19 protein-coding genes are annotated in these 20299 nt (G+C 65.6%); 8 read left to right on the plus strand and 11 right to left on the minus strand.

Annotation, left to right across the window (positions count from 1 at the left end; translation table 11 throughout):
- Positions 1-11: 11 nt before the first annotated feature.
- Entirely contained in the window at positions 12-1121 is a 1110-nt protein-coding gene (locus ACE3N9_RS03995; protein WP_374281080.1) for a CaiB/BaiF CoA transferase family protein, read from the minus strand.
- Positions 1122-1314: 193 nt separating this feature from the next.
- On the opposite strand from ACE3N9_RS03995, the gene ACE3N9_RS04000 reads away from it, so the two are divergent.
- From ACE3N9_RS04000 to ACE3N9_RS04020, 5 genes are all read left to right on the plus strand, one after another.
- Positions 1315-2049 (plus strand): TetR/AcrR family transcriptional regulator, encoded by a 735-nt coding sequence (locus ACE3N9_RS04000; protein WP_374281082.1) that lies wholly within the window; start codon positions 1315-1317, stop codon positions 2047-2049.
- A 29-nt stretch (positions 2050-2078) separates the two neighbouring features.
- Positions 2079-2399 (plus strand): Rieske (2Fe-2S) protein, encoded by a 321-nt coding sequence (locus tag ACE3N9_RS04005; protein ID WP_374281084.1) that lies wholly within the window; start codon positions 2079-2081, stop codon positions 2397-2399.
- A 241-nt stretch (positions 2400-2640) separates the two neighbouring features.
- Positions 2641-3861: an amidohydrolase family protein gene (locus ACE3N9_RS04010; protein ID WP_374281086.1), complete on the plus strand. Its 1221-nt coding sequence runs from the start codon at positions 2641-2643 to the stop codon at positions 3859-3861.
- 16 nt (positions 3862-3877) lie between these two features.
- A complete protein-coding gene (locus ACE3N9_RS04015; protein ID WP_374281088.1) occupies positions 3878-5023 on the plus strand; it encodes an amidohydrolase family protein in 1146 nt (381 codons plus the stop codon).
- A 55-nt stretch (positions 5024-5078) separates the two neighbouring features.
- Positions 5079-6356 carry an MFS transporter gene (locus ACE3N9_RS04020; RefSeq protein WP_374281090.1) on the plus strand — a complete coding sequence of 426 codons (1278 nt, stop codon included), beginning with the start codon at positions 5079-5081 and terminating at the stop codon, positions 6354-6356.
- 3 nt (positions 6357-6359) lie between these two features.
- On the opposite strand, the gene ACE3N9_RS04025 is transcribed toward ACE3N9_RS04020, so the two are convergent.
- Together ACE3N9_RS04025 and ACE3N9_RS04030 are read right to left on the minus strand one after the other, a co-directional pair.
- Entirely contained in the window at positions 6360-7115 is a 756-nt protein-coding gene (locus ACE3N9_RS04025; protein WP_374281092.1) for a hypothetical protein, read from the minus strand.
- A 1-nt stretch (position 7116) separates the two neighbouring features.
- A complete protein-coding gene (locus tag ACE3N9_RS04030) occupies positions 7117-7689 on the minus strand; it encodes a nitroreductase (protein ID WP_374281094.1) in 573 nt (190 codons plus the stop codon).
- Between the two features lie 199 nt (positions 7690-7888).
- On the opposite strand from ACE3N9_RS04030, the gene ACE3N9_RS04035 reads away from it, so the two are divergent.
- Positions 7889-8539, plus strand: coding sequence for a TetR/AcrR family transcriptional regulator (locus ACE3N9_RS04035; RefSeq protein ID WP_374281095.1), 651 nt, complete (start codon positions 7889-7891; stop codon positions 8537-8539).
- Between the two features lie 77 nt (positions 8540-8616).
- Complete coding sequence (locus ACE3N9_RS04040) at positions 8617-9960, plus strand: MFS transporter (RefSeq protein ID WP_374281097.1); 1344 nt, start codon at positions 8617-8619, stop codon at positions 9958-9960.
- Between the two features lie 20 nt (positions 9961-9980).
- Here ACE3N9_RS04040 and ACE3N9_RS04045 read toward each other — a convergent pair whose 3' ends face one another.
- The 3 genes from ACE3N9_RS04045 to ACE3N9_RS04055 all read right to left on the minus strand — a co-directional run bounded on the left by ACE3N9_RS04045 (position 9981) and on the right by ACE3N9_RS04055 (position 14079).
- Positions 9981-10328 carry an EthD domain-containing protein gene (locus ACE3N9_RS04045; protein ID WP_374281099.1) on the minus strand — a complete coding sequence of 116 codons (348 nt, stop codon included), beginning with the start codon at positions 10326-10328 and terminating at the stop codon, positions 9981-9983.
- A gap of 19 nt (positions 10329-10347) precedes the next feature.
- On the minus strand, positions 10348-12723 hold the full coding sequence (locus tag ACE3N9_RS04050; protein WP_374281101.1) for a CaiB/BaiF CoA transferase family protein: 2376 nt from the start codon (positions 12721-12723) through the stop codon (positions 10348-10350).
- Positions 12724-12840: 117 nt separating this feature from the next.
- Positions 12841-14079, minus strand: coding sequence for a CaiB/BaiF CoA transferase family protein (locus ACE3N9_RS04055; protein ID WP_374281103.1), 1239 nt, complete (start codon positions 14077-14079; stop codon positions 12841-12843).
- Positions 14080-14236: 157 nt separating this feature from the next.
- On the opposite strand from ACE3N9_RS04055, the gene ACE3N9_RS04060 reads away from it, so the two are divergent.
- Entirely contained in the window at positions 14237-15241 is a 1005-nt protein-coding gene (locus tag ACE3N9_RS04060) for an NADP-dependent oxidoreductase (RefSeq protein WP_374281104.1), read from the plus strand.
- Between the two features lie 76 nt (positions 15242-15317).
- Here ACE3N9_RS04060 and ACE3N9_RS04065 read toward each other — a convergent pair whose 3' ends face one another.
- From ACE3N9_RS04065 to ACE3N9_RS04085, 5 genes are all read right to left on the minus strand, one after another.
- Positions 15318-17870, minus strand: a complete 2553-nt coding sequence (locus tag ACE3N9_RS04065) for a TonB-dependent receptor (RefSeq protein WP_374281106.1) — start codon at positions 17868-17870, stop codon at positions 15318-15320.
- A gap of 172 nt (positions 17871-18042) precedes the next feature.
- Positions 18043-18231: a hypothetical protein gene (locus tag ACE3N9_RS04070; protein ID WP_374281108.1), complete on the minus strand. Its 189-nt coding sequence runs from the start codon at positions 18229-18231 to the stop codon at positions 18043-18045.
- 232 nt (positions 18232-18463) lie between these two features.
- Entirely contained in the window at positions 18464-18778 is a 315-nt protein-coding gene (locus tag ACE3N9_RS04075) for a hypothetical protein (protein WP_374281110.1), read from the minus strand.
- Positions 18779-18793: 15 nt separating this feature from the next.
- Complete coding sequence (locus ACE3N9_RS04080; RefSeq protein WP_374281112.1) at positions 18794-19615, minus strand: serine hydrolase domain-containing protein; 822 nt, start codon at positions 19613-19615, stop codon at positions 18794-18796.
- A gap of 4 nt (positions 19616-19619) precedes the next feature.
- Positions 19620-20090 (minus strand): hypothetical protein, encoded by a 471-nt coding sequence (locus ACE3N9_RS04085; RefSeq protein ID WP_374281113.1) that lies wholly within the window; start codon positions 20088-20090, stop codon positions 19620-19622.
- Positions 20091-20299: the final 209 nt, after the last annotated feature.

Here is a 20299-nt window from a genome sequence, read left to right on the forward strand (position 1 = left end):
CTGCAAGCGATTTATGCCTGGGCCCCGTCTGGCGCCGTGATGCCCCATTCGGCGAACACCGTGTCACGGTGCGCGCCGACCTGCGGCGGCGGCCCCTGGATCGCGCCGGGCGTGGCGGAAAAGCGCGGCGCGGGCACCGGCTGGACGATGCCGTCCACTTCGGCAAAGCTGCCGCGCGCCTGGTTGTGCGGGTGCGCCGGCGCTTCCGCCAGCGACAGGACCGGGGCGAAGCAGGCGTCGGTCCCTTCCAGCAGCGCGCACCATTCATCGCGGCTGCGGGTCAGGAACATGCGTTCCAGCGTTTCGCGGTGCACCGGCCAGCGTGTCCGGTCGCGGTGGTCGGCCAGGATGTCCGGATCGAGCCCGGCCTTTTCCAGCAGGATCGCGCAGAAGTGAGGCTCGATCGGCCCGACCGAGATGAACTTGCCGTCGGCGCAGGCATAGGCGTTGTAGAAATGCGCGCCGCCGTCGATCAGGTTGCGCTCGCGCGCGTCGGTCCAGTACCCGGTCGACAGGAAGCCGTAGAACATGGTCATCAGGCTGGCCGCGCCGTCGCACACCGCCGCATCGACCACCTGCCCCTGGCCGCTGGTGCGGGCATGGAGGATCCCCGCCAGCAGCCCCAGTGCGAGGTAAAGCGACCCGCCGCCGAAATCGCCAACCAGGTTGAGCGGCGGCGATGGCCGGTCGTGCTGGCCCAGCGCATGAAGCGCGCCGGTGATGGCGATGTAATTGATGTCATGCCCGGCCGCCTGGGCCAGCGGGCCGTCCTGCCCCCAGCCGGTCATGCGGCCATAGACCAGCCGCGGATTGCGGGCGAGCGCGGCGTCCGGCCCCAGCCCGAGGCGCTCCATCACCCCGGGGCGGAACCCTTCGATCAGGCCATCGGCGCGCTCGATCAGCTGCAGGCAGATCTCGATCGAGGCGGGATCCTTGAGGTCGAGCGCGACCGAGCGGCGGCTGCGCGCGGTTACGTCACCGGGAGCCTGCTGCGATCCGCCGGGCCGGTCGATTCGCACCACGTCGGCGCCCAGATCGGCCAGCAACATGCCCGCGAAGGGACCGGGACCGATCCCCGCAAATTCGACAATCCGCACGCCATCCAGGGGGCCAGCCGCCATGATTCGCTCCTTCCCAACGGGCGCATAATTGCACCACTGTGCATTTTTCATCGGCTGACGCGCGCCGTTTGGCAAGAGGGTGGTGAAATTTCCCGCTGGCCCATTCGGCCCGAGGCTCTATCTAGGCGGCCAGTTTTCCTGGCACCGCCCTTACTTGGCGCAGGTTGGTGACAGGCCGTGTGGGGGAAGGTGCGTGGCAACAAATGCTTCGGAACGACGCAAGGGCTATTCCAGTCCCGCAATTGTCGCGCGGCGCAAGCGCATCCTCGACATCACCCGCGCGCTGATCGCGGAAAAAGGCTATGCCCAGTTCAGCGTCGGCGAAGTGGGCCAGCGCGCCGGGGTGGCCAAGCAGACGATCTACAACATCTTCGGCACCCGCGAACGGATCATCGCCACCGCGATCAACGACTATTTCGAGGAACGCGAAAGCAGCTACCGCTATGCCAGCCAGCCGGCGACGATGGAGCGGATGATCGAGCGGCACGTCGTCGCCTCGCGCGCCAGCGCCTCGATGCCGCACTACCTGGGCGCGATGATGGCAATCTACTTCGCGCTCGATACCGATCCGGAAATCTGGGAAGCGCTGCACAAGGTGGCGACCTATCCGCACCGCGGCTGGATCGAATCGCTGGCCCAGCGCGGCGCGCTGCACCCCTGGATCGATCCGGCCACGCTGATCGACGATCTGGCCGCCCATGCCAACCAGACCCTGCTCGACTGGTGCCGCGGCCAGGTCGATACCGAAGCCTCGATCCGCCGCAAGGTGTTCGGCGCGCTGACCTTTGTCGCCGGGGCGGCAATCGATCCGGTGCGCGCGGAAATCCAGGACAAGCTGGGCGAACTGGCGCGCGATGGCCTGCCGGCATACCGCTCCGCGCCCGAAGCCCTTGCCCCTGCCGGAGCGGACCGGCCGCCCCTCGGCTGACCCGCCCACCCAATTACCGGAGACTGTTCATGGCCGATGATTTTCACACCGTTGCCCAGCTGGGCGAGCTGGGCGACAACAGCAAGAAGCTGGTCACCGTGGCGGACAAGACGATCCTGCTGTGCCATTCGGACGGGCAGTATTTCGCGGTCGAGAACCGCTGCACCCACGACAACGAAGCGCTGCAGGGCGGCACGGTGCGCAAGTGCACGATCACCTGCCCGTTCCACGGCGCGCGCTTTCGCCTGAAGGACGGCCGCTCGTTCGGCGCCCCCGCGTTCGAATCGATCGCGACTTATCCGGTGCGGATCGAAGGGGACGCGATCCAGGTGAGTCCGACGCCCGCCTGAAGGGCGTAATCCATTACCAGAACAACCGTCACCCCGGACTGGATCCGGGGGCCAGTTTCCTGTGCCGACCGCGCGCCCAACCGCCGCGTTGCAGCAGAAAAGCTGGATCCCGGTTCAAGCCCGGGATGACGGGGTGTGGGGGGGGCAGTCGGGTTTTCAGCCCGCACGAAAATCCAAAATTGGACAGTTGACTATTTTTGAGACTCGTGTTCTCCTTCGCTCATAGATTGGGAGAACGAGGATGACTGTCTACAAGGCGATTTCCGCGGATTCGCACGTCAACGAACCTGCCCGCATGTTCGTTGACCGGGTCCCCCAGCGCTTCAAGGACCGCGCCCCCAGGATCATCGAACTCGATAACGGGGGCGAGGCCTGGCAAATGGAGGACATGGATTCGCCGACCCCGTTCGGGTCCGCCGCCGTCCACCACCGCGCGACCAAGCGCTATGACCGTGCCGGCTACAAGGCCCGCTTCGGCGAACTGCGCGACGGCCTGCAGAAGGGCGTGCGCTTTTCCGACATCCTGCCCGGCTCGTTCGATCCCAAGGCCCGCGTGCAGGAGCAGATCGAGGACAACCTCGACGGCGAATTCTTCTACAACAACCCCGGCGTCTGGGCGGCGATCAAGTCGGCCCGGGACAAGGAACTGATCTATCACTGCTTCCGCGCCTATAACGACTGGATGGCGGAATTCTGTTCCTATGACCCGACCCGGCTGTTCCCGATCGGGATCATCCCCAACACCGGGATCGACGATGCCATCGCCGAGCTGAAGCGCTGCCTGATCGACCTCGACATGAAGGGCGTCGCGCTGGAAAGCTATCCCAACGGCTCGGGCACCGATCCCTCGCCCGAGGACGACCGCTTCTGGGCGATTGCCGAGGAAATCGGCAAGCCGGTGTCGCTGCACCTGTCGATCCGCATTCCGGCCAACGCGATCGCGGTCCACTCCAAGGGCAACGTCACCGACCTCAAGAAGGCCTATGCCGCCGGCTCGTTCCAGACGGTCTGCCAGAAGCTGATCCTGAACGGCACTTTCGACCGCTTCCCGAAACTGAAGTTCGTCGGCGCCGAAGTGCAATCGGGCTGGGTGCCGTTCTTCATCGAACGCTTCGATGCGACCTACCGCCAGCTCGGCCGGGACCGGGGCATCAAGCTGGACCTGATGCCGTCCGAATATTTCCAGCGGAACATCTACACCACGTTCATCACCGACCTGGTGGCGCTGAAGAACCGCTATGCCATCGGCGTCGACCGGATGATGTGGATGTGCGACTTCCCGCATTCGGTTTCGAACTGGCCGATCGACGTGGAACTGGCCCACGACCAGCTGAACCGCTGCGACGTGCCGGCAGCCGAATGGGAACGCCTGATGTGGCGCACCGTCGCCGATCTCTACCAGATCCCCTACGAATTGCCCGTGCACGCCGCCGATGCGCCGCTGCTGGCCGCCGCCGAATAAGCCAGGGAACAAGACCATGACCAACATCCGCATGATCTCGGCTGCCAGCGGCGTCGTCGAACCGTCCAACCTGTGGTCGAGCCGGCTCGATCCGAAGTTCGCGGACCTGTGCCCGCGGCTGATCGAAACCGCCGATGGCGTGCGCTGGAGCGCGGCGGGCAAGCTCGCCCCGCCCCCGGGCTACAGCCACGCGCTGACCGATCCGCATGGCCACGCCAATCCGCTGACCATCGCCCGGGCCGATTGGCTGGCATCGCCCGCCGGGCGGCGCTGGATCCAGGACGAAGACCAGGTCGCGGGCGAAGTGCTCTATTCGACCGGGCAGGTCTGGGACCTGATCAACGCGACCGAGAACCGCGAGTTCATCGTGGCCTGTTACCGCGCCTACAACGACTGGCTGGCCGATTTCTGCGAGGCTGACAGTGCCCGCTTCATCGGCGTGGCCAAGGTGCCGACCACCGGCGCGGACGATGCCACCGCCGAACTGCGCCGCGCGCACAGCCTTGGCCTCAAGGGCGTGGTGCTCGATGCCTGGCCGGGCGGCGCGGATTGCCCCCCGGCGATGGAGGAATGCACCGACTTCTGGGCGGCTGCCGCCGAACTGGGCATGCCGATCAGCATCTACCGCCCGCTGGACGGCACGCGCGAACCGGAACCGGGGATCGTCGCCGGGGTCACGCCGGAATTCTACAACGATCTGACCACGATCATCTATGCCAACATCCCGGACAACAATCCGGGCATCCGGTTCATCTCGCTCGCCCCCAACGCGGGCTGGGCGCCGCCGGCCTTCGAACAGCTGGCCGATACCTACATGCGCACGGCCGCGCTGCGGAAGATCAGCCTGGCGAACGAGGACATGAGCCCCGCGGACTACCTGCGCCAGTACTTCTGGTACGTTTCGCAGGACGACCGGACCGTGCTGCTCAATGCCGGCTACATGGGCGAAGCGCACCTGATCTGGGGCAGCTTTGCCTTCATGGAAACGGCCTCGGTCTGGCCGGGCAGCCGCCAGCTGTTCGAACGGGTCACCTCGGGCATGGACCGCGGTTTCGCCGCGCGGATTGCAGGCGAGAATACCGAGCGTCTCTATCACCTGGGCAACGCCCGCCCCTTCTCGGCCGAGGAGATCGCCGGCTACGAAAGCTACGCCATGCTGTAACCGGCGCTGCATCTGACGCCAGACAACCGGCGACACCCTGGGGAGGACCGAGCACTTGACAAGCAACAGCTCCGCCGCCGTGCGGGAATGGCGGGAAAACTGGCGGGTGGTGCTGGCCGCATCCATCGGCGTCTGTCTGACGATCCTGCATTTCTACACGCTGGGCGTGATCCTGGGGCCGATGTCACGGGATTATGGCTGGTCCAAGACCGCGATCACCGCCGGGCCGACCATCTCGGCGATGATCTATTTCCTGATCGCGTCACGGGTCGGGCGGTTCGCCAGCCGGGTCGGCGTGCGCCGGGTCGTCCTGCCGGGGTTTGCCGGCTATTGCTTTGCATTGGCCATGTTCGGGCTGGCTGGCCCCAGCCTGTGGACCTGGTATGCGCTGTGGCTGCTGTTCGCGCTGCTCTATCCCTTTGCCAACAACAATATCTGGTGCCTGTCGGTCGCCAGCCGGTTTGACCGCTCGCGCGGGCTGGCGCTGGCCGTGGCGCTGTGCGGAACCGGCGTGGCCAGCGCCATCGCGCCCTATGCCGCCGCGCTGGCCGTGGCCGAATTCGGCTGGGCGCGCACCTATCCGCTGATGGGGCTGACAGCGCTGGCAATCGGCTGGCCGCTGATCTGGTGGCTGATGCCGCGCGGCGCCCCCGGCACTGCCGCGAGCAAGAAGGCAGGCGGCGATTCCACCCTCACCCTGCCCGGCCACACCTTTGCCGAGGCGCTGCGCGACCGCAGGTTCTGGATCCTGGTCTTCGCCGCGGCGGTGCTGGGTTTCGGCATGCCAACGCTGATGCTGCACTTCGTCTCGATCGGGATCGAGAACGGTATTTCCGCAACCGAGGCGGCGGCCGCCGCCGGGCTGATCGGCGTCAGCGCGATCTGCGGGCGGCTGACCGCCGGGGTGCTGATGGATGTCCTGCCGGGACGGTTCGTTGCGGGGGTGATGTTTGCCGCCCCGGCGCTGGCCTGCGCGGTGATGCTCAACGTGGATGGCTCGCTCACCACCCTAGCGATTGGCGCCTGCGTGATCGGGCTGTGCACCGGGGCGGAATTCGACGTGCTGGCCGTGCTGGTCAGCCGCTACATGGGAATGCGCGAATTTGCCGCGATCAACGGCCAGGTGGCAGCCGTGTTCGGGCTGGGCGTGGGGTTCGGCCCGGCGCTGAGCAGCGTGGTGGTCGATGCCACCGGGTCCTATGACGTGCTGCTGACCGGCCTTGGCATGGCCTTCCTGTTTCCAGCCGCGCTGGTGCTGGCGCTGGGCAAGCCGCCCTATCACGGTCACCCCGCCGAAGATGAAGCGCTGGCGGCGGAAGAGCCGGCGCTCTGACGCTTAGCCGATAACCTCGGCCAGCCAGTCCTCATCGTCGCGGCCAAGCGGGACGCCGCTTGCCGAGTAGTCGCGCACCACGCCGTAGTGCCGCCTGGCCTGCTCGGCCGTGGCGGGCTGCTGGACCCAGCAATTGCCGTTTGCCGGGGCATGGCCCAGCGCGTCGAGCCGGGGCAAGTGCCGCCGCGCCCGCGCCAGGATCACGCCCCGGCGCAGCAGCAGCGCGGCTTCGGCCAGGTCTGGCGCCAACTGCGCTGCGGCCCAGCCGGTAAAGCCCGCGCCCAGCGCCTGCCCGTCGAAGCTCTCCGGCGCGGTGAAGCGCTCGTGATCGATCCGGCAGTCGAGCAGGCGCTGCCCATCGCGCGCAATCCAGCCGCTGAACCGCTCCGCATCCTCAACCGCGACGCCCAGCTCGTAATGGCAATCCTGCCCGCGCGCGCTGGCGGCCATGGCCAGGGCGGCCAGCTCGAACTGGTGAGTGCATTGCAGCCGCAGCGACAGGCCCGCCGCGCCGCCAGCCAACGGCCGCCCGGCGAGCTGCGCCAGCTCTTCCCCCGCGCGCGGGCAGAGCGAATAGGGGCCGCGCAGCATCTCGGACATGGCGGCGACTACCGCCGTGCCATCGTGCCGCAGCCGCAGCCGGAAATGGTGGAAATCGTCGTGCAGGATGGCCCTGGTTTCAGTGCGGCCGACCCGCACCAGCATGGCGCGGTGCAGCCCCTTGGTCCATTCGTCCGCCCCTGGTTCGGCTTGCGCCATGTCAGGGCCAGTGCCGGACCACTTCGTCCAGCGCGGGACGCGGCCGTTCCTCAAGCTCGCGCGAGGGGGTACCGATGAACACGAAGCCGGCCAACCGGTCATCCGGCTTGCCGCCCAGCGCTTCCAGCACCACTGGCGAGGCGCAGGCCCAGCCTGTCAGCCAGCCCGCCACGAAGCCCATCGCCGTCGCCGCGAGTTCCAGGTTGTAGACCGCCGCACCGGCAGACAGTTCCTGTTCCCAGCGGGGGATCTTGCTGCCCGGATTGGGCGTGCTGATCGCCGCCACCAGCATCGGGGCCTGGTGGGCGAAATCGGCATTGGCCTGCAGTTCCAGCTTGCCGGCATCGGGCCGTTCCCGCGCATAGGCATCGGCCAGCAACTGCGCGAAGGCGGCGCGATCGTCGATCACCACGAAGCGCCACGGGGCCAGCTTGCCATGATCGGGAATCCGGGTCGCAATCGCCAGCATCCGCGCCAGCTGCGCCGCATCCGGCCCCGGCGCGACCATGTCGCGCGGGCGGCCCGAGCGCCGCGTTTCGAGCAGCGCCAGCGGGCTGGAAATATCGTTGAACATGCAGCTCCCCTTCACCGTTCCTGCGTTTGCCGCGGAGCATGGCCTACCGGTCTGATAAGTCAAATGATTAAGTCGTTTGGATTTGAACCGCACTTGGCGTAGGCTTGCGTCTTCCAAAAGGCATGACGCTGCCGCGCTTATGAATTAGGGGCAACGCCGAAACACAATTGCTGCGGGGAACAGGATGCCGAGACTTCGGATGGGAGAGTCGGGTTCAAGCAACAAGAAGGACGCTGCAAACGCGGTCAAGCTGGCTGCATTGCGGTTGTTCTCGGAACGCGGGGTCGATGGCGTCACCGTGCGCGAGATCGCCGACCTGGCGGGGCACAAGAACCACGGGTCGGTCGCCTATTACTTCGGCAGCAAGGAAGCGCTGGTCCGCGCGATTGTCGAGGACGGCGCCAAGATCATCGACGAGCGGCGCGTGGCCATGCTGGACGAGCTGGAAGCGGGCGGGCGCAAGCCGACCGTGCGCGAAGTGATCGACGCGATCATCTATCCCTCGGTCGACGTGATGGGCGAAGGCGACGAGGACTGCTACCTGCGCCTCACCCAGATCCTGCACCTCACCCACCAGGAACTGTTCGAAAGCGCGGTGGCCAACCGCTACAACGCGGGATACCAGCGCTGCCTGGCGCTGCTTCGCGAGTTGATGCCTCCGATGCCGCGCGAGCTGGCTTCGCAGCGGCTGGTATTCGTCGGCACCTATATCGCGCAGATCCTGGCCGCGCGACTGACCGCGCTGGCGGACAAGAGCCGCCCGCACACCATCTGGCCGTCCGACCGGACCCTGCGCCACCTGTCGAAGACCGCGGCGGCCATCGCCATGGCCCCGGTCGAGGAAGCCTGATCCGCGCGGTGCGGCGCGGCAGGTAACAGCCTGCGCGCCCGCACGTTCCGCGCCGCCACCAACCGGGAGAACAATGGGTGTCAAATGCGGCTCTGGACAATGACGATGGCGACTGGCCTGCCCCACGCACCGGGTGGAAGGTGGTGGCCCTGCTGTGCGCCGCCGCGCTTGCCTCGCAGCTCGACCGGATGATCATCAACCTGCTGGTCGAACCGATCAAGGCCGACCTGCAGCTCAGCGACACCGGCTTTGCGATGTTGCAGGGCATTGCCTTCGGGCTGTTCTACGTGACGATGAGCGTGCCGATCGGCTGGCTGGCGGACCGGTTCCAGCGGCGGCTGGTGATTGCGGGCGGGCTGGGCCTGTTCAGCAGCTTTTCGATGGGCACCGGGTTGACCCACAGCTACTGGCCGCTGTTCCTGACCCGGGCCGGCGTGGGGGTTGGCGAAGCGAGCCTGTTTCCGGCCGGATTCTCGCTGATTTCCGACCATTTCCCGCAGCACCGGCTGGGCCGCGCGATCGCGCTGTTCACGATGAGCTCGATGCTGGGCACGGGGCTGGCCTATATCTTCGGCGGGGCGCTGATCGGGTTCCTGAACGATTATGTCGCGGCCCATCCGGGCGCGTTCTGGGGGCTGAAACCCTGGCAGCTGACCTTCATCCTGATCGGCCTGCCCGGCCTACTGCTGACCCCGTTCTTCCTGCTGATCAAGGAACCCCGGCGGCGCGGCCGCGCGGCGGCGGACCATGAAAAGCTGCCCGCCACGCTGCTGTTGCGCGAAGTGTGGGCGCGCCGGGGGGCACTGGGTTTCATGTTCGCCGGGTTCTCGATGGTGGCGCTGGTCAGCTATGCCGTGGCGATCTGGACCCCGGCGCTGTTCATCCGGGTCTATCACTGGACCCCGGCCGAACTGGGGCTGGCGCTGGGCCTGCAATACCTGACCTTCGGGATCGGCGGCGGGATCTTCGCGGGCTTCCTCAACGACCGGCTGCTGCGGCGCGGGATCGTCGATGCCCCGCTGCTAGTGGGGGCCTGGGGCTTCGTCGGGGTTGCGGTTGTCGGGGGCATAGCGCCGCTGATGGAATCGCCGTGGCTGGCGCTCGCGCTGCTGGCCCCACTGCACTTCATGGTGTCGATGCCGTTCGCCTGCGCGCCGACCGCCTTGCAGCTGCTCCTGCCCAACGAATTGCGCTCGCAGGTCAGCGGGCTGTACATCACGACCATCACCATCGTCGGGCTGGTGATCGGCCCGGTGGTGGTCGCCCAGTTTACCGACCGGGTGTTCGAAGGACCGGGCGCGGTGCGCTATTCGATGGCGCTGGTGATCGCGTTGGCCGGGCCGATCATGTTCGCCTGCCTGCAACTGGCGCGCCGGCATTACCGCCGCCTGCGGCAGGAACAGATCGCACTGGCGGGCTGAAGCGGGGGCGGCGGCGCGGGTCAGCCGCGCCGCATCACCCGTTCATCGGTGACGATGACGACGCGCTTGGACACGTCCATGAAGTTCAGCTCGTCGTCGCGCAGTTCCTTGCCGGCCTCGCTGCCATACCAGTCGATCCAGCGCTGCATGTGCGCGCGGTCGTCGAAGCACAGTTCGGCCACCGCGTCATAGGGCGCCTCGCCCCCGCCCTTCATCGCCAGGGCGTGGTTCTGGATATAGGTCCGGCTGAGCGCGTCCTTGGGCACGATCCGGTCCGCCAGCGCGACGTGGTTGTTGTGCCAATAGTCCGAGAACTGCTGGTGCGTCAGGTCGGCGCGCCGCTTGAGCAATCCGATAACCTTGATCATGGGTTCCCTTCCCCCCGGCTCAGGCCGCGACCGGCGGTTTGCGGGTCATGGCGACCAGCGCGGCGATCTTGTCCTCGTCATAGCCGATCTCGCGCAGGATTTCCTCGGAATGCTCGCCCAGCTGCGGCGCCGAAGGCTTGCGCCCGCCATAGCGCCGGCCAAGTTCGGTGAAGTAGGCGAACTCGCGGATGTGGCCGAAGCGGGCGTTGAAATGCTCGATCACCCGGCCCGACTGCTCGGCCCAGTCGGCCAGCAGCACCTCGTCGACCCAGGCCTTCTGGCCCTGCTCCCGCACGACTTCGGCCGGAGCCCCGGCCGCATCGAGCGCCGCCTTGGCCGCTTCGGCGGTCTGTCCGGCGAACCACGTTTCCAGCAGCGCGCGCAGATCGGCATCGTGGCGGCTGCGCGCCGCGGGACCCGCAAAGCGCGGGTCCTGGGCCAGCGCGGGCTGGCCCAGCGCGGCGGCCAGCGCGGCAAAGCGCGCGTCATCGCGGCAGGAAATGCACACGAAGTGCCCGTCGCTGGTCGGATAGATCCGGTCGAGCGCGTTGAAGCCCATCTGTTCGTGATCCAGCCGGAACCCGTAGACCACCTTGCGATCCGCATCGAGGAAGTGTTCCGCCGTGGTGAACAGGCTGGAATGCAGCTGCGGGCATTCCAGGTACTGGCCCTTGCCGGTGCGATAGCGCGCCTCGATCGCCATCAGCACCGCCACCGCGCCAAGGAAGCCGTTGTTGTAATCCTCGTTGCCGAACACGCCGTCGGTCGGGGGATTGCCCTCGCCGCCGCCTTCATACAGCAGCCCGGTCCAGCCGCTGACCAGCGGGGCAAAGCTCTTGAGCTTGGACTTCGGCCCTTGCGAGCCGTAGCCCGGCAGGAAGGCATAGATCAGCTGCGGGTTGAGCGCGGCCAGCTGGGCATAGCCCAGCCCCAGCTTGTCCGCCTTGCCGGGCCGCAGGTTGTGCATCACCACATCGGCCCCGGCGATCAGATCGTGCGCGGCGGCCAGCCCTTCGGGCGACTTGAGGTTCAGCACCACATCGCGCTTGCCCCGCTGGGCGGCATCGAAACAGCTGGGCAGCGGGCGCATCTGGTCGCCATCGGGCGTTTCGACCTTGATCACGTCCGCGCCAAGGTCCGAGAGCAGCCGCCCGCCATAACCGCAGGCGAAGAAGCTGCTGAAATCGAGCACGCGCAGCCCTTCCAAGGGCGCGCGAACCTTACCCTGCGTGCCGGCGACGAATTGCGGCTTGCCCCGCGCCAGCATGGCCGGCAATTCGGCATTGTGCTGGCCGATGCGCGGCGCGGGCGTGGGGGCCTGCGGGCCGGTTTCGGAAAAGCGCACGGCGGGGCCTGCCTGATAGATCGTGCCGAAATCGTCATCCGGCAGGGCGATGCGCTGGCCGACGAATTCGACCTGGTCATCCAGCAGCACTTCGGCCGGTTCCAGCACCGGCAGCACCGCCACGTCGACCTTCTGGAAGGCTTGCACCCAATAGTCGCGCGGCTGGGTCAGGAAGGCGTCGTAGATTTCGACGCGGGCGATGTGGTGTTCCTCATCCTCCAGCGGGATCGCCATTTCGGCGCCCTGCACCGCCTTGATCCGGTCGCCGAAGCCCAGCACGTCGAACGCCGCCTTGAACCCGCCCAGGCCGCCGGTGTGCATCTGCAGGTACAATCCGTCGCCGCACTCGAACAGGCCGGTGACCAGCCGGGTCCGACCGAACCGGTCGCGGGCCGCGGTATCGCCCTTCTTGATGTAGCTGAGCCCTTCGGGGTGCCACCAGCTGTTCATCGGCGACTGCGCCAGCATCGCATCCATCAGCGAGACTTCCACCGCCTCGCCCAGGCCGTTTTCGTGGCGTTTGCGCAGCAGGGCCAGGATGTCGATCACCGCCAGGAAGGCCTGCCCGTAATGCAGCGCCGGATGGCCGAGATAGACCGGGCCGGGGCGATGCGACGTGCCCTTTTCGGCCATGGTGCCCAGCACCGCGGCGGCCAGGCTTTCGCCATAGGGGCGCCCGGCCAGCGGCGTGTCATCACCGTAAGCGCTCAGCGCGCAGGTGACGAGCGCGGGGAATTCCAGTTCCAGCGCGGCCCGATCCAAGCCGAGCGCGGCGGCGTCAGCACCGCTCAGCGAATGGATGAACACGTCCGCCGTGGCCAGCAGGCCGCGCAGGGTGTCGCGGTCAGCCGGGACAGCAAGGTCCAGCGTCACGCTGCGCTTGCCGCGCTCCCAGCTCTTGCGGGGCAGGTCATGGGCAAAGAAGGTGCCTTGCGGCGGTTCGATACGGATCACGTCGGCGCCGTGATCGGCGAGCAACATGCTGGCGATCGAGCCGGGCATCACTTGCGAAGCATCGACGACAACGAGGTTTTCGAGCGGTCCAGCCATCCTGTCTCTCCCATTCAGCGCCCTGCGTGGGGCGGTGATTCCGCGCATGAGTAAATCAGCAATGGCGGGCGGCGTCCACAGAATTTAGCCGCCCGTCCATTTTTGTTGTCGAAGGCGCTAGCGGCGCTTGCCGAGCACCTGGGCCGCGGCGATTTCATCCTCGCCAAGGCCAATCGAGGACAAGACCTCGTTCGTATGCGCGCCCAGCATCGGCGCGTCGATTTCGACGCCGCTGTGCTGGCCGTCGATGATCGCCGGATAACGCAGGTAGGTGAACGGCCCGGCGCGCGGATGCTCCTGTTCGAACAGCATCGCCCGCGCTGCCATGTGCGGATCGGTGGGAACCTGATCCAGCGTGTTGGCCACGCAGATCGGGATGTTGTGCTTCAGCGCGATGTCCATCCATTCCTGCGACGTGCGTTCCAGGAAGATGTCGCGCAGCACCGGGCGCAGCCATTGCCGGTCGATCCCGTAATCGACCGGAATGTCGGTGCGGATCGTGTCGCGCAGGTCCGGCCGGTCGATCGCGGCGCAGAAGTTGTACCAGAACTTCGGCTCGATCGCGCCGAACATCATGAAGCGCCCGTCCTTCGCCTCGTACAGCGCATAGAGCACCGAACCCGCCGGCCAGCCCTCGTTCGGCTCGCCGCGCGGGGACATGCCGGTCAGGTCGATCAGCTTGTCGTAATTGAGATTGGTCACCACCGGCAGCCAGGACGCGGCCAGGTTGGCATCGCAGGCGGCCGCGTCGATCAGCGCGCCTTGCCCGGTGCGATCGCGGCGGATCAGCGCGGCCAGCGCGGCCATCACCGCAAACGGGCCGCCCGCCCCGCCCTTGACCCCGCCCAGCACGTCACTTTCATTGCCGCTGCGGTCGACGAAGCCGTCTTCGTCTTTCTTCGCCGGCAGGCCGCCCGCGATCGCGGTCATCGAATAGCCGTGCGCCGCCAGGTTCGAATAGGGCCCGGTCAGGCCGAACCCGGTGCTGGCCATGTAGATGATGTCCGGCTTGTGCTTGCGCTGCTCCTCGTAACCGATCCCCATCGCCTCGCAGGCCCCGCCGCGCAGGCCATCGGCAAAGATGTCGGCGGTCTTGAGCAATTCGAAGAAGGCGTGCTTGCCCTCGGGCGTGTTGACGTTGATCGTCACGCTTTTCTTGTTCTTGTTGACCTGCAGGTGCGCGGGGCTGTGGTGCGGGGTGATGATCCCCAGCATGTCGCGAATGTAATCGCCCTTGCTGGGTTCCTCGACCTTGATCACTTCCGCGCCAAGATCGCTCAGCAGCATCCCCAGGTGATCCCCGTTCAGCAGAATGCCGAACTCGATCACGCGAACTCCCTTGAGTAAGTCGAACATCGCCTTCCCTTTGCTTAACCGTGGCCAGCGCGGCCTCTCCCGGTAGCCAGACTATCACCGTGCGGGCCAATTGCCAGCACATACTAGACTGGTGTCCATTTTTCAGGGATAGTCTTTTCCGGGTCCCTCAAGGATCAAGACGGATAGGAGCCGAAACGTGCAATCAAGGGAAATTCACCTGGTCCAGCGCCCTGAAGGCGAGCCGACCCACGACTGTTTTGCGACTGTCACGGTCGATGTGCCGCAGCCCGGCCCGGGCGAAGTGCAAGTGCGCAACCTACTGATGTCGGTCGATCCGGCGATGCGCGGGCGGATGTATGCCGGGCGCAGCTATGTCCCGCCCTATGAGCTGGGCGAAGTGATGGAAGCGCGCGCGCTGGGCGTGGTCACCGCCTCGGGCGATCCGGCGATCCCGGTGGGCACCCACGTCAATTCGCAGCTCGGCTGGCGCGAGGCGTTCACCGCGCCGTCAAGCGCGGTCGAGCCGGTCGACCTGCACGGCCTGCCGCCGCAGGTGTTCATGAACCTGGCCGGCACTTCGGGCCAGACCGCCTATATCGGCATGACCCTGATCGGCGACCTGCGCCCGGGCGACGTGGTGTTCGTTTCCGCCGCGGCCGGCTCGGTCGGATCGATCGCGGCCCAGATCGCCAAGCTCAAGGGACACAAGGTGATCGGCTCGGCCGGCGGCGCGGCCAAGGTCGCCTTCCTCAGGGACGAACTCGGCCTGGACGAGGTGATCGACTACAAGGCCGTGCCCAAGCTGACCAAGGCCCTGGCCGAAGCCGCGCCCGAAGGGATCGACTATTACTTCGACAATGTCGGCGGCGAACATCTTCACGCCGCGATCGCGGTGGCCAACACTTTCGCCCGCTTCGCGGTGTGCGGGATGATCAGCCAGTACAACGACGTGGGCGGCAGCACCTGGCCGCGCAACCTGACCACGATCATGGGTAAGTGCATCCGCATGGAGGGGTTCCTGCTGTTCCACTACCAGGACAAGATCCCCAATTTCATGGCCGATATCACCAAGTGGTACAATTCGGGCCAGCTCAAGAGCCGTGAGACCGTGTTCGACGGGATTGAGCACGCGGTAGATGCGTTTCTGGGCGTGATGCGCGGCGATAACATCGGCAAGATGATGGTCCGCCTGTCAAACTGACTCTCCTCCCAACGGACAAACAAAAACGCGCCGGGGAAACCCGGCGCGTTTCAGTTTCTGATCGGGAGGTGATCGATCAGAAGTTGACGTTCATCGCCACGCCGTACTGACGCGGCGGCGTCGGCGAAGCGAAGGCAAAGGTGTTGCCGACCGGGGTATAGCCCAGCACCTGGATCTGGTTGGTCAGGTTGCGGCCCCACAGCGAGATCGAATAGTCGCCGTTGTCGGGCGCCCACTTGATCGTCGCGTCGAACACGGTCATCGCCGGACGGAACGAATAGAGCCGGTTGAGCAGGTCGGTATCGACGCTGGAGCGATAGTTCATGCTCCCCGTCAGCGACAGCGTGCCGGTACCGATCGTCACGTTCTGGGTAAACCCGGCAGTGATGTCCCAGCGCGGGGCACGCAGCGGCCGGTTGGCCGAATAGTCCTGCGGAACCAGGTAGGTGGTCGCCCCGGTCGAGGAAACGACCGTGGTAATCGGCCCGCACACCGCCAGCGCCGGCGCCAGGGTCGGCGTCGAGCTTGCTTCGGCGCCGTTCAGGTCGGCGCAGTAGCGGGTGTAGTAGGCCTTGTTCCAGGCGCCGTTGACGAACAGCGTCAGGTCCTTGGTCGGCTTGGCCGCGATTTCCAGTTCGAGACCATAGCTCTTGAGGTCGGCCGTATTACTGGTCACCGTGGTCACACCGGACGGCGCGGTGTTCGACGCCGTCACCTGAGAACGCTGCAAGCCATTGTATTTGCCGTAGAACCCGCTGAGGTTGACGCGCAGCTTGTGGTCGAAGAACTCGGCCTTCATCCCGCCTTCGAAGTTGTCGACGGTCTGCGGACCATAGGGGGTGCGGAATGCCGCCAGGTCCGCCGCGTTGGCGTTGAACCCGCCCGACTTGAACGCGCGCTGCCAGAAGGCATAAAGCAGCACGTCATCGTTGGCCTTGAAATTGATGCCAACGCGCGGCGCCCAGTTGCTGTTCTTGTAGGGATCGGCCCGGTAGATCAGCGGCCGGCCGTTAGGCAGGAAATCGCTGATCGGCAGGGTGTGCAGCGTCGGGTCGAGCGACAGCGGCAGACCGGTCTGCGCCAGGGTCGAGTTCGAGCCGTAGTAGTCATACTTGCGCTCGGACGAATAGCGGATCCCCAGCACCACGCTGAGCGGATCGCTCAGGTGGTATTCGCCCTGCATGTAGGCCGCATAGGCGGTGCGCTTGCCCCCGTTGTTGATGTAGGAGACGTTGTAGGCCGGATAGGTGCAGCCCGTGGTCACCGCAGTGCTCTGGTTGCCGAAACAGGTCGCGCTGTTGGGGCTGAGATAGCTGGTCACGTTGAACACCGCCGGCGAATTGATGCTGGTGGTGTTGGTGAAGCTGAGCTGCGTCGTTTTGTACTGATCGTGGAAATACAGTGCCCCCGCGATCAGGTTGAGCTTGTCGGAAAAGTCCGAGGTGTACTGCAGTTCGGCCGAAGTGCCCTTGTAATCCTCGAACCGGTCCGAGCTGAAGATGTTCGCCACCGAACCATCGGTGTCAGCCCATACGTCGGACTTGGTCTTCTGGTAATTGCCGAGGAAGCGCATCTTGCCGATCCCGGTGGTGTAGCTGATGTCGGCGGTATAGGAGCTCTGGTCGAAGTTCATCGGCCGTTCCGACAGGCTGAAGCCGGTCACCCACGGATCGCTGCCATCACCCGGAATGCCCGCGCGCTTGTCGCCGAAGGGGTTCGACATCACCCCGCCGATCGACCGGATCGTCGCGCCGTTGAGCTGCGCCGACAGGATCGGGGCGGCCTGGTCGCGTTCACGCAGGAATTCGCCGATGAACTGGATGTCGAGATTCTCAGTCGGCTGGAACCGGATCGAAGGACGCACCACCAGCGAGCGCTCGCGCCCGGCGCGCTTGCCCTTCAGCGTCTGGTCAACCGCGCCGCTGGGGGTAATGCCGTTGTTGGTCCACAGCCCGGACAGGTTGTGCTGGCGCACCGCAATGCGCGCCGCGACCTTGTCGGTTACGATCGGCAGGTTGCCGACGAAGTCGAGGTCGGCCAGGCCGAAGTTGCCGATCGTCACCCCGGCGCTGCCCTTGGCAACGTTCATTTCCGGACGCGCGGTCTGGACCGAGATGGCGCCCGCGAAGGCGTTGCGACCGAACAGGGTGCCCTGCGGACCGCGCAGGATTTCGATTCCGGCCACGTCGATCGTCTGGGCCAGCGCCGTTGCGTTGCGGGCCTGGTAGATGCCGTTGGTGTAAACCGCCACGTCGGGATCGGTGAAGCTTTCGATCCCCGCATAGCCGACCCCGCGGATCGACAGCGAAGCCGCGCCCGGGAACAGGCCGACACGTTCGACCACCACGTTCGGGGCAAGCCGGTTGACTGCTTCCAGCGTCTGCACGCCGCTCGACCGGAGCTGTTCCGCACCAACCGCGACCACCGAAAGCGGCACGTTCTGCAGGTTTTCGGTGCGGCGCTGCGCGGTCACAACGATGGCTTCAAGCCCTTCGTTCTCACTCGCGTCGGCCTGAGCCTCGGGTCGCTCCTGCGCGTTCTGCGCCATTGCGGTTGCAGGGACGACTGCCGCCGCCAGGCCCATCACGGCCACGGTGCTCAAGAGTCGTGCATCGAAGTAGGCTTTCATATCGCTGTCCCTCTCCATTGGATGACCGGATTTGTTCTTTTGTCCGCCCGGCCAGACCACATGGCCTATCCGGTCGAATTCGACACCCGAGGTTATAATCTGCGTTGAAACTGGCACTGTCAACGAAATAGTACAGCCGGATAAATCGCGTGTAAGCATTTGTTTTATAGAACTAAAATTCCATGAAGTTCAGCGCCACCACCCCCATCGGGTGTGTACCTGGCTTGAGAAGCCGACCCGGCAATGCCGGCACGGCAGCCGCATCGGGAAGCGGGCCGAGATCATCACCGCGCGCCAAATTGCGGACGGTGGGGAACGGCTTCAGATGCCGCAGCCGCGGCACGGAAATCAGCGCGATCAACCGCAACCTTCACGTGGGGCAAGGGCCAGGCCCTGCGCCTTTTTCCCAACGAATTCGGGAAATCGGGATGCAACGCGGCGGAGTCGGGGGGAAGAGCCCGCGTCGGTCGTTCCAATCGGTGCCGGTTTGATCGCCTCAACCCAAGGGTGGGGCCGGGATGGCAGACGGTCCGGCACAGCGGGTCACGCAAGCAGCCGCCCCGGATCGGCTATTCGGCCTATTGGCGCCTCGCTCAAGGCCTGTCGAACGACGCGGCGATGGCTCGGATGAAGGCAATGTTCTCCATCTCGCGGTTGGTCGCTTCGTCCATGGCTGTGCCATAGGCGGGGTTGGCTGAAAGCTTGACGATCGTCACCCCGCGTTCCGGGTCGACATAGACCAGCTGGTTGTAGATCCCCATTGCGCTGAATTCGCCGCGACCTCCGCCAGGCAGCCACCACTGGTAGCCGTAACCTAGATCAAGCGGATGGTCGGCAAGGATCGGGCGGCCCGGCTGGAGATGCGGCGCATCGGCGCGCACCGATGCTTCAACCCACTGCTCAGGCACGATCTGGCACCCCTGTCAACGACCATGATTCCGATAGAGTTCGCCCAGTTTGGCAAAATCGCGGGCGGTGACGTTGAGCCCGGCAAAGGCCATTTCCATGCCGGTGCCATCGACAAGCCAGTAGGCATCGGATTCAAACCCGAGCGGCACCACCAGCTTCTCGCGCATGTAGTCGGTCAGTGAGCATCCGGTTGCCTTGACGAGCAGGGAACCAAGCGCCTGGGTATCGCCGCTGTTATAGCGGCAGACCGTGCCAGGCGCGGCAGCGGGAACCATCGTTGCCACGAAAGCATCGAGCGACATTGCCCCACCCATGGTTGCCCCCAGCCGATGAACATCGGACGCGGGATCGGCGTAATCCTCATTCCAGCGCGCGCCCGAAGACATTTGTAGCACGTGCCTGATGCTGACATCTGCATAGGCTGATCCAGGTTCAACCATGATGTAATCGCTGATCGGTTGATCGATGCTTCGGATGTGACCCTCGGCAAGGGCAATCCCGACCAGCGCCGAGACGAAGCTTTTTGCAACCGACCAGGAAATCCACTGCACGTCGCGCCCGCCGCTCAGCCGGTAAAGCTCGTGCCGGATGGCGCCGTCCTTCAGCACCAGAACCGCAGCGGTATCGGTTTGCTCCAGAAAAGCTGCGCTGGATCGCACTTCGCCGGCGAAGTCGTAGGTTGCAGGCAAGGCAATGGGATCGCCATCGGGCATGGAAAAGGGTTCGCTCGCGGCAGCCATGCGCGAGACTGGCAGGATATCCTTGAACCGGGCGAAATTTTCGAACTGCCGCCGGCCGCTGAACAGGGCAAGATCGGTCATCTTCATGGCGGTCATGGCTTCAGGCTCCTGCGACGAGAATTCGATTGGGCGTAAGCAGGCAGTGCGCGGCATCGCGCAGGCTTCCGCGCTGCTGAGGGGCAAGGCCGAGATGGCGAAAGAAGGCGGCGCCAAAGGCGAGTGACACGGCGGCAAAGGCTGCGTCGGGATCGGCGTCATCGCCCAGCAGTGCGGTCACTTCAAAGATGACACGGCGGTATATCGCGCCAAGCCGCTCGCGCAGCGCCGCGTCGCGCAGCGACAGGTGCCACAGCTCCATGATCACGATGTTGGTGGTGTCGTCGGCAAAGATCTGGTCGAGCACGATATCCAGCGCCTGCCCGGCCGAGCCGCCCTCGGACATGAGCCGAAACTTGGCCTCGCCACGTTCCAGCAGACGATCGATCAGCGCATTCACCATGTCAGCGCGATTGCCGATGAAATAGCGCACCAGGGGCCGCGGTTGCCCCGCAGCTTCGGCGACATCGATCAACGTGGTCTTGGCAAAACCCTTGCGCACCACGCAGGCTTCGAAGGCCGCCAGAATTTCCTCGCGCCTCTCAAGACCGATCCTTGGCCGCGCCATAGCAAGCTCCCAGCACTGAATCTTGTCAGATATGACAATTAATTCGGCCGCGAGATTGAGTCAATTGTTCCTCCTGCACGTACGAAATGACGCTCAGACTGTTCAGGAGACGAAGC

Origin of the sequence: Novosphingobium sp. (genome assembly GCF_041905565.1) — a bacterium.
GTDB lineage: Bacteria > Pseudomonadota > Alphaproteobacteria > Sphingomonadales > Sphingomonadaceae > Novosphingobium.